Source organism: Prevotella sp. S7 MS 2 (assembly GCF_000762865.1).
GTDB lineage: Bacteria > Bacteroidota > Bacteroidia > Bacteroidales > Bacteroidaceae > Prevotella.
In genome coordinates this window covers 1-742 of sequence record NZ_JRPT01000127.1, presented here as the reverse complement: position 1 = coordinate 742, position 742 = coordinate 1, and the positions used below count along the sequence as shown (strand labels likewise).

Here is a 742-nt window from a genome sequence, read left to right as displayed (position 1 = left end):
CTTGCAATAAGATAAATATAATAATAATTAATTCTAATCTAATTGAGACTGCTTATTAAGCATGTAGCTTTGAATCTATAACCATGAGTCCCTTATCTGTGCAAAGCCCTCTTATGAACAATAGCAATGCATTTCTGAAGACACGTTGAGGCGTATATTTTTGATAAAGTTTCTCCTCCATAATACCTTGTACTGCATAATTGGCTATCTCACGTATAATTCCATAGTCGGCATCTGCACGAAAATAACCTTCCGCTATACCCTTAGAGAAAAAATCATTCGATTTAGAATTGCGCTCTCTTCGTTTGCTTTCAAGATACTCTATGACCTTAGTATATTTATGGAGTTCCGCAAAAAACAGCGGATTGATTTCTGAAAGCTTAGCCATCTGAATACGATAGAATTCTATAATAATCTCCATAACACCATTTTCCGGCGAACTACAAAACTCTATCATATGCTCATCATAGGCTTCTTCCATCTTTTTCAAACCCTCAAAAAGCAAAGCTTCTTTATTAGCATAAAGCTCATAAAGAGTACGTTTGGATATTAAAAGCTTATTAGCAATATCATCCATCTTCACAGCTTTGATGCCATGCTTATGGAATTCCTGCATAGATATATTTAATATCTTTTCTTTCTGCTCTACTCGATATTGGGTTGTGATGTTATTTTTTTGCATAAATACGCACAATTAGCCTAAAAACGAATTAATACATTGCAAATTTACATAAAAATCGCT

1 protein-coding gene is annotated in these 742 nt (G+C 33.6%); it reads right to left on the bottom strand.

From position 1 onward, the window contains the following. Window positions 1–55: 55 nt before the first annotated feature. Window positions 56–682, bottom strand: coding sequence for a TetR/AcrR family transcriptional regulator (locus HMPREF0671_RS11675; RefSeq protein WP_036901046.1), 627 nt, complete (start codon window positions 680–682; stop codon window positions 56–58). Window positions 683–742 lie beyond the last annotated feature (60 nt).

What these genes read in the sequence shown, in the direction of transcription:
- HMPREF0671_RS11675 (WP_036901046.1), bottom strand. Translation starts at nt 682, where the DNA reads ATGCAAAAAAATAACATCACAACCCAATATCGAGTAGAGCAGAAAGAA.